Annotated in this window: 8 protein-coding genes; 7 read left to right on the forward strand and 1 reads right to left on the reverse strand. The window is 25.8% G+C overall.

Going from position 1 to position 8,453, the window contains the following annotated elements; translation table 11 throughout:
* Positions 1-281 precede the first annotated feature (281 nt).
* Positions 282-1,235: a peptide-methionine (S)-S-oxide reductase MsrA gene (gene msrA / locus KGF50_RS18640; RefSeq protein ID WP_227849450.1), complete on the forward strand. Its 954-nt coding sequence runs from the start codon at positions 282-284 to the stop codon at positions 1,233-1,235.
* 160 nt (positions 1,236-1,395) lie between these two features.
* Complete coding sequence (locus KGF50_RS18645; RefSeq protein WP_227849451.1) at positions 1,396-2,526, forward strand: XRE family transcriptional regulator; 1,131 nt, start codon at positions 1,396-1,398, stop codon at positions 2,524-2,526.
* A 161-nt stretch (positions 2,527-2,687) separates the two neighbouring features.
* Here KGF50_RS18645 and KGF50_RS18650 read toward each other — a convergent pair whose 3' ends face one another.
* Positions 2,688-3,656 carry an L-lactate dehydrogenase gene (locus tag KGF50_RS18650; RefSeq protein ID WP_227849452.1) on the reverse strand — a complete coding sequence of 323 codons (969 nt, stop codon included), beginning with the start codon at positions 3,654-3,656 and terminating at the stop codon, positions 2,688-2,690.
* Between the two features lie 359 nt (positions 3,657-4,015).
* Here KGF50_RS18650 and KGF50_RS18655 point away from each other — a divergent pair, with 359 nt between their 5' ends.
* The 5 genes from KGF50_RS18655 (at position 4,016) to KGF50_RS18675 (ending at position 8,272) form a co-directional block, all read left to right on the forward strand.
* On the forward strand, positions 4,016-5,215 hold the full coding sequence (locus KGF50_RS18655) for a DHHA1 domain-containing protein (protein ID WP_227849453.1): 1,200 nt from the start codon (positions 4,016-4,018) through the stop codon (positions 5,213-5,215).
* Positions 5,216-5,270: 55 nt separating this feature from the next.
* Complete coding sequence (locus KGF50_RS18660; RefSeq protein ID WP_227849454.1) at positions 5,271-5,768, forward strand: GNAT family N-acetyltransferase; 498 nt, start codon at positions 5,271-5,273, stop codon at positions 5,766-5,768.
* A gap of 141 nt (positions 5,769-5,909) precedes the next feature.
* A complete protein-coding gene (locus KGF50_RS18665; RefSeq protein WP_227849455.1) occupies positions 5,910-6,224 on the forward strand; it encodes a hypothetical protein in 315 nt (104 codons plus the stop codon).
* Positions 6,225-6,387: 163 nt separating this feature from the next.
* Positions 6,388-7,371, forward strand: a complete 984-nt coding sequence (locus KGF50_RS18670; protein ID WP_227849456.1) for a VanZ family protein — start codon at positions 6,388-6,390, stop codon at positions 7,369-7,371.
* Between the two features lie 112 nt (positions 7,372-7,483).
* Positions 7,484-8,272: a putative ABC transporter permease gene (locus KGF50_RS18675; protein ID WP_227849457.1), complete on the forward strand. Its 789-nt coding sequence runs from the start codon at positions 7,484-7,486 to the stop codon at positions 8,270-8,272.
* Positions 8,273-8,453: the final 181 nt, after the last annotated feature.

Below are 8,453 nucleotides of genomic sequence, written 5' to 3' on the forward strand. Positions count from 1 at the left end.
ATTTAATATCTCTAGGTGAAAACTGTGATATAAAAGATGCATTTGAATGGATAAATAAAAAAAGTTTTTATAAAAATTAAGGATAGTTTTTCATTATATTTATAAGTAGAAAATTTTTATAGTTTATAATTTTGATAAAAGATTTTGCAATTTTAGATACCTTAATATCATATAGTATTTTCTAGTATTTTCTAAATAAAGTAAAAAATAATAAAATACAAGATTATTAAGTTACTTCTTAGGGAATAAATAAAATATAATTTTTTTAAGGAGTGATGAAAATGATAAAACTTGCTACTTTTGCAGGCGGGTGTTTTTGGTGTATGGTAAAACCTTTTGATAAATATGATGGGGTTATAAAAGTAGTTTCTGGATATACAGCTGGTCATGTTGAAAATCCTACATATCAAGAAGTATGTTCAGGAATAACTGGCCATGTTGAAGCTATTCAAATAACTTATGATGATAACATAATAAGTTATGATGAACTTTTAAATATATTTTGGAAACAAATTAATCCTACAGATGATGGTGGACAATTTGGTGATAGAGGAACTCAATATAAAACTGCTATATTTTATCATGATGAAAAGCAAAAAAATACAGCTTTGAAGTCAAAAGAAAGCTTAGAAAATAGTAAAATATTTGATAGTAAAATAGTTACTGAAATAATTCCAGCAACTAAATTTTACGAAGCAGAAGAAAATCATCAAGATTATTATAAAAAAAGACCATTAAATTATAATATGTATTATAAAGGTTCAGGAAGATATAATTTTGTAAAAAGCTATTGGGATGGAAATAATGTAGATAGGGAAGCGTTAAAAAAGACTTTAACTCCTATTCAATTTGAAGTTACTCAAAATGACATGACAGAAGTACCTTTTGAAAATGAATATTATGATAATAATGAAGAAGGTATCTATGTGGATATAGTAAGTGGAGAGGTTTTATTTTCTTCAAAGGATAAATTTGATGCGGGATGTGGATGGCCTAGCTTTGCAAAGCCAGTTATAGATAAGTCTATAATTGAAAGAAGCGATTTTTCACAAGGCATGTATAGGGTTGAAGTAAGAAGTGCTAAAGGAAATTCTCATCTAGGCCATGTTTTTGATGATGGGCCAAAGGAACTTGGAGGTTTAAGGTATTGTATAAATTCTGCTTCTCTTAAGTTTATACCTAAAAAAGACATGGAAGAACTAGGATATGGAGAATATTTAGAGCTTTTTAAATAATTAAAACTAGTTATACGATACATTCAGATTAGAGATGGAAATATAAATTTATGTTTTCATCTTTTGTTTTTTTGTCAATAATATGATAAATTATTAATTGTAATGTTATAATTTATATTTGTATGACTAAAGAATTTAATTTTTGAAAGAGAGAAAACAAATGAATTTAAAAGACTTTAATGGAAAAAGATTAAAATCAGCTAGAGTTTTTAGAGCTAAAACTCTAGAACAGTTATCTAAAGAAACTAAAATAAATAAAAAAGATTTACAAGCTTTTGAAGAAAATAAGTATGTTCCAAACATTGAAAATGCATTAAAATTATCAAATATATTAAACTTCCCAAAAGAGTATTTTTATAAAAACGAAAGTATAAATGTTATTGTGGAAGATAGTCATTTTAATCCTCAATCTAAACTTCCTAGAGTGGAGGAAATTTCTTATAGAGAAAAAATAATAATTATTCATAAAATATACTCGTTTATGGAAAGTTATATAAAATTTCCAAAAGAAAACTTACCAAATAGAAAACTAATTAAGGATGTTAATATAAATGATATAGAAAGTCTTGCTAATAAGACTAGAGAACTTTGGAATTTAAATAACAATCCAATAGTAAATATGGTAAGTTTATTAGAGGCTAATGGGATTATAATATCAGGAATGAATGTAGATAGAAAAGGAGCAACAGTATTTACTCAAAAACAAAGAATTGGTAAAGAAATTAAATATCTAATATCTCTTGGAAATGATAAAAAATCAGCATCAATTAGAAACTATGATTTAGCATATGAGCTTGGATATATAATATCAAGTCAATTAGGAATACCAAATAAGCAATTCTTAGCAGATGAATATGCTTGTGCATTTTTGCTTCCAAGAGAGACTTTTTTAGAAGACTTGGTTTATCCAGAAGAACTAGATTATTATGTAGAATTAAAGCAAAAATGGATTGTACCTATATCTGTTATGATTTTTAGAGCATATAATTTAGGTGAGATAAGCTATAAAAAGTATAATTATCTTATGAGCGAAATGGATAAACGAGGATGGTTAATAGAAGAACCATTAGATAAAATGAAGGGTGTAAGTCCAGTATATTTAAAAAAAGCAGTAGAATTATTGATAGAAAACAAAATAATGAACACAGACAATATAGTATCAAATTTAGGAGATATAGGAATAAGTCTTTATCCAGAAGACCTAGAATTGTTGATGGGATTAAAAAATGGACTCTTGTCTCAAAATACAAAGAAAAAAAGTAAAGTTATAAAATTTGATGGGAAAAGATAAATTAATATTTTAATATTGAAAGATAAAAGCAGGTATTTATGATTTAAGCTTTATTGATGTGATTTTTTATCATAAGAAATTTACCTGCTTTCAATATTAAATTTAAGATATACTTAAAATATGCTATTAATTTTAAATATGTATTCTAATATGGTATTAATCTAAATATCCTTAGCAATTTTAATGTATTCTTTTAAAACAGAACAAGATTTACTAAATCCTTCTTGCTCATCATTAGTTAAATTGATTTCAACAATTTCCTCAATTCCATTTTTACCTATAATACAAGGAACACCTGCAAATACATTTTCTTCATTGTATTGACCTTCTAATAATGTAGAAACTGGTAAAATCTTTTTCTCATTATGTAGTATAGCCTTTACAATTTCTACTAAAGCAGTTCCTATTCCAAACTCTGTACAATCTTTGCCATTTATTATACCTATACCTGTTTTCTTGTTTTTTTCAAGTATTGATGGTAAGTCTAATTTGCCATAAGTATCTGGATTATCTTTTATCATATCTAAAATTGGTTTGCCACCAATTGAAACATGAGACCAAGGGACTATTTGAGAATCTCCATGTTCACCCATTGAGTAAGCCTGTATTGATTGTTGAGCGATTCCAGTTTCTTCAGATAAAAGTCTTCTAAGTCTTGTTGAGTCTAAAGCTGTTCCAGTTCCAATAACTCTGTTTTTAGGAAAACCAGATTTTTCCCAGATATAATTCGTAACTACATCAACTGGATTAGAAATAACGATAAATATACCATCAAATCCAGAATCAATTATAGGTTTTACTATAGATTTTATCATCCCAATAGTTGGTTTTAGTAAGTCTAACCTAGTTGTGTTTTGTCTGCGTAAAGGACCTTCTGAAGAATCTGCAACACTTATCACTACGATATCAGAATCCTTACAATCATTAAAAGTTCCTTTTTCTATATGTACTTTATGTGGAAGATAGGAAACTGCATCAGCTAAATCTAAAGCTTGAGCCTTTGCCTTAGCTTCATCAATATCAATCATAAAGAGTTCATCACAAACTCCTTGAGTTATCAAACTAAATCCACAGTGTGAACCAACATGACCTGAACCTACAATAGATATTTTTCTTGGTTTTATTGGCATTTTAAATCACTCCCCCTACAAAATAAAACGATATATTTATAATACAATGCTATATGTTATTAAGTATGTTTTTTATAGATTGCAATATTCTATCATTTCAGAAAATTTATTTAATATGATTTTATACTAAAGTTTTTAAAAAAGCAATCTTAATATACTTTATATTATTGAATATTTAAAATAATATATAATTATAAATTTGTTAACATTAATATCTATATGTTAAAATATAGTAGAAGATTACTATTAAAAAGTAGGTTAAGCTCTATTTGGTGTAATTACTTTAAACTTAACCTAAAATATGTGTATATTTAAACAATAAGGCAGTTTAGAATAAAGGAAATGGAGATAAAATCATAATGGAAAAGTTATACTATATAAATCAGTATATAAGAGATTTTACAGCAGAAATAATTGAGATAAGAGAAATAGAAAATAAGTTTCATGTTTTGTTGGATAAAACAGTATTTTTCCCTGGTGGTGGAGGACAATTTGGAGACTTAGGAAAAATAGATAATTATGAAGTAATAAGTGTATATGAAGAAGATAAAAAAGTATATCATATATTAGATAAAAAGCCAATAAAGATACATAAGGTAAAGTGTAGTATTGATTGGGATAGAAGAGAAGATGGTATGCATCAACATTTTGGACAACATGTACTCTCAGGGTGTTTTTTTAAGACTTTTAATTTAAACACAACAGGTTTTCATTTAGGTAATGAGTACAGCACAGTGGATATAGAAGGTAATTTAGATGAAGAAAAAATTAGAGAAATAGAGTTGCTTGCAAATGAAATTATTCGTCAGAATATACAAGTAGAAACATTACTTCCAACTAAAAGAGAATTAAAAAAAATTTGGTTAAGACGTGCTTTACCAAACACAAATGAAGAAATAAGGGTAGTGAAAATAGGTGACTTAGATACAAATGCATGTTGTGGAGTACACCCAAAATCAACAAGTGAGATTAGAATGATAAAAATAAAGAAATGGGAGAAGCATAAGTCTAGTACAAGAATAGAGTTTTTAGCTGGTAAAAGAGCTGTAGATGAAGTATTAAAAAGAGATGTATATTTAACCAAAATCTGTAGATATTTAAGTTGTAGTGAAGAAGATGCTATAAATGGAATTGTAAATTTAAATGAGAAAGTGGAAGATTCTCTAAGTAAAAAAAGAAAACTTGAAGAAATAGTAGCTAAGTACCAAGTTAAAGAAATGGTCGAAAATGCAAATAAGATTGGGAATGTTTCAGTTGTTAAAAAAATCTATGATGAAGAAGATTTAAAATATGTAAATAAAATTGCAAATAAAATTACAGAAGATGAAAATAATATTGCATTATTAGCTGTTAGATTTGAAGAAAAAATAAACTTGATTTTTGCATGTTCTAAAAATTTGAAAGCTGTCAATATGGGAAGTTTATTGAAGGATGCAATAAGTCTTATAGATGGTAAAGGTGGAGGAAGTCAGGTTTTAGCTCAAGGTGGAGGGAAAAATAATGGTAACTTAGAATCTACCTTCGATTATGCATTTATGAAACTAGAAAAAATTTTATAATGTATTATTACAAAAAGATTAATGTAATACATAAAATAGATATGGGGGAATAAGTATGGAACAAAAGGACTATATAGAATTATATGAAAATGAAGAACTGATAGAGATAAGAGAAGCCCGTTTAGATGATTTGGATATAATAGCGAAATTTAATTATAATTTAGCCAAAGAAACAGAAGGAAAAGAACTTGACATGGATGTTTTAACTAAAGGTGTAAGAGCATTGTTATTAGATGAAAGAAAAGGAAAATATTATGTATATACAGTATTTGATAAGGTGGTTGCACAGATTATGTATACATATGAGTGGAGTGATTGGAGAAATGGAAACTTTCTTTGGATTCAGAGTGTATATGTAGAGAAAGAATATAGAAGAAAGAGCATCTTTAATTATTTATTTAATCATATAAAAAATATGTGTGATAGAGATGAAAATATTGTTGGCATGAGGTTATATGTAGAAAAAGAAAACATAAATGCAAAAGCAACGTATGAGTCTTTAAATATGTATGAATGTGATTATAATATGTATGAATATGAAGTAATAAACTAGTAATGTAAATATAAGAATTAATAAGCTAGTAATATAAACTTATACTATTATTATATTAAGATTATAAGTTTATCTTGAATATATTGAGAATTGTATGAAATAAGCCAGATATTATAATTAAAATTTTTAGGGGGTATAAGTATGGGCGTTTTAAAAGTCATGTTTTATGTATTTTTGTTTTTGGATTTAATATCAATATTTTTCTTCTTTTTTAATAAAGGAAAGATAGCATCTAATACAATTGTATTTAATGCAATAGGAGTATATACATTTGTACTTTGTTTCATGCATTTTAGTTCTTATCCAAGTAATAATATTCTTGGTAAATTTATTGCATCTCTCTTTTTTATACTTGGAGTTGCAGGAATTATGCTTAAAGAAAAAAATTTTTTATATGCTAGATTACTTTTAACTTTGGTCATTGTTTGTTCTACACTTAAATTGTTTGTTATTTAATAAAACGTATCTATAAGGAAATTTATGAAGGTCTATATTTTAAAGTATAGACCTTTTTTAATGTGTTTCAATTTAACACTTAAGGAAAATTTAAGAAAATTTTAAAGGCATCTTAAATACTTGTTGGTATTATTAAAATATTAAAAGAGAGAAGGTGTTATTATTGAAAAAAGATATGTGTAGAACTTCAGAAAAATTATTATTATCAATTATATACATAATATTTTTTGTATATGTTCTAATAACTATAAGGATAATTTTATTTAAAGATGTACCAATTTATGCTATTTTCAAGGGCGGGTTTAGGTCTGTCAACTTAATTCCATTCTATACAGTATGGGAATTTATAACAGATAGTAATATTAGTTTCACAAGAGCTATTGCAAATATCATAGGTAATATTGGTATATTTATTCCAATGGGAATTTTTCTTCCTGTGGTATTAAAAAAGTTAAATAAAAGAAATATAATTATAATAATTTCTCTTATTAGTTTAGGATTTGAATTAATACAATACATTTTGGCTATTGGAAGTAGCGACATAGATGATGTGATTCTAAATTCATTAGGTGGTATACTTGGTATTATTGTTTATACAAAGGTGACCAAATTATTTCCTAATAACATTAAAAAATTCCAAGCTATAATAAGTACAAGCATAATTTTGGGAGTGATAGGATTGGGTGTCATTGCTACAAATTACCAAAGTTTGTTAACTTTTAAACTTAAGCCAGATAAACAAGTTTCAAGAATATTAGTTGAAGAAAATAAGGAAATAGTTAAAGATATAGATAAAAACGAGGGAGATATAATTGGTTCATTTGAAAGTTTTAAAAATGGTGTATTAACTATTAAGACAGCTTGTAATAATAATATAACTTGTAATAATAATGTAAAGATTCCAGAAAATTTGATGGATAAGGATGGTTATATAAAAGTTTATCTAAGTAAAAATACAAAATTAATATCTTTTGTAATTACTGAAGAAGAGAACAAAGACATAATTAGATATGGAGAATTTGATGCTAAAAATTTACCTCTGCTAAAGAAATCTGATACAGTTGAGATTTGGATTGATAAAGACAATCAACCAAAAGATGAACATGGAATCACAGCTACTAGATTGTTAATTGGATTAGATGAGTAGAATATCCAACAAAAAAAGAATAACAAAAGTAAAAAACGAAAAAACTATTTCTATAATTATTTTTACATTATACACAAAAATATGTCAACTGTTGAAGGAGTAGAGATAAATTATGGAGATAATAAAATATATTTTGTATTTTTTTATATATTCATTTCTAGGATGGGTAGTAGAAAGTGCAGGATGTTCTATAGCAAGCAAAAGGATAATTAATAGAGGGTTTTTAAATGGTCCAATATGTCCTGTTTATGGTTTTGGAGCAGTACTTGTGATATCAATATTAGGAAGATTTGACAATATAATTATTTTATTTTTGATAGGAATGATTTTGACTACAATACTAGAATATTTTACAGGATTTATTTTAGAAACATTATTTCATGCTAAATGGTGGGATTATTCTGACCAAAAATTTAATGTGAAGGGAAGAGTCTGTTTAAAAAATGCAATATATTTTGGTATAATGTCTGTTGTAATAATAAAATTTATACATCCTTATATAGAATATATTGTAAGTACTATTCCGTACAATATATTAATTTCAATAGTGGTAATTACGACTTTATGGACAATTGTGGATTTAATTGTTACTATCGTATCACTTAAAAAATTAGATATGAAGCTCAATTTATTAGATGAAATAATTACAGATCTAAATGGTATAAATATGAAATTAGATAGGTTTGATAGAAGAGAGATACAAGCTTTATTTAAAACAATAAATAGTGAGGAATTAGAAGCTAGAGAAAAATTAAACAAAATAAACAGTAAATTAGACCGTATAGAATCCAATATTATCTTACAAAAAAGAATTATCAAGGCTTTCCCAGATATAAAACATAAAAAACAACAAGAACAATTACAGTACTTTAAAGAAATAATTAATGATAATAAAAGATGATAATACGATTTAATTAAAAATAAACAGAAAAATAGTATTTATAAGATAATTTGCAAAGAACTCTATTGTAATAGAATAGAGTTCTTTATTTTTGGGAGAAATAGAGTTGATTTGCTGAAAACAAAATATATTATCTCCAAATAACAAATATTTTGAAAATTATAAAAACATATATTGACAA

Origin of the sequence: Clostridioides sp. ZZV15-6598 (assembly GCF_020657705.1) — a bacterium.
Taxonomy (GTDB): domain Bacteria; phylum Bacillota; class Clostridia; order Peptostreptococcales; family Peptostreptococcaceae; genus Clostridioides; species Clostridioides difficile_F.

Excerpts from the sequence above, each read along its gene's own strand:
- KGF50_RS18650 (WP_227849452.1), bottom strand. The coding sequence starts at position 3,656 with ATGCCAATAAAACCAAGAAAAATATCTATTGTAGGTTCAGGTCATGTT.
- KGF50_RS18655 (WP_227849453.1), top strand. The coding sequence starts at position 4,016 with ATGGAAAAGTTATACTATATAAATCAGTATATAAGAGATTTTACAGCA.
- KGF50_RS18675 (WP_227849457.1), top strand. The coding sequence starts at position 7,484 with ATGGAGATAATAAAATATATTTTGTATTTTTTTATATATTCATTTCTA.
- KGF50_RS18660 (WP_227849454.1), top strand. The coding sequence starts at position 5,271 with ATGGAACAAAAGGACTATATAGAATTATATGAAAATGAAGAACTGATA.
- KGF50_RS18645 (WP_227849451.1), top strand. The coding sequence starts at position 1,396 with ATGAATTTAAAAGACTTTAATGGAAAAAGATTAAAATCAGCTAGAGTT.
- KGF50_RS18665 (WP_227849455.1), top strand. The coding sequence starts at position 5,910 with ATGGGCGTTTTAAAAGTCATGTTTTATGTATTTTTGTTTTTGGATTTA.
- msrA (WP_227849450.1), top strand. The coding sequence starts at position 282 with ATGATAAAACTTGCTACTTTTGCAGGCGGGTGTTTTTGGTGTATGGTA.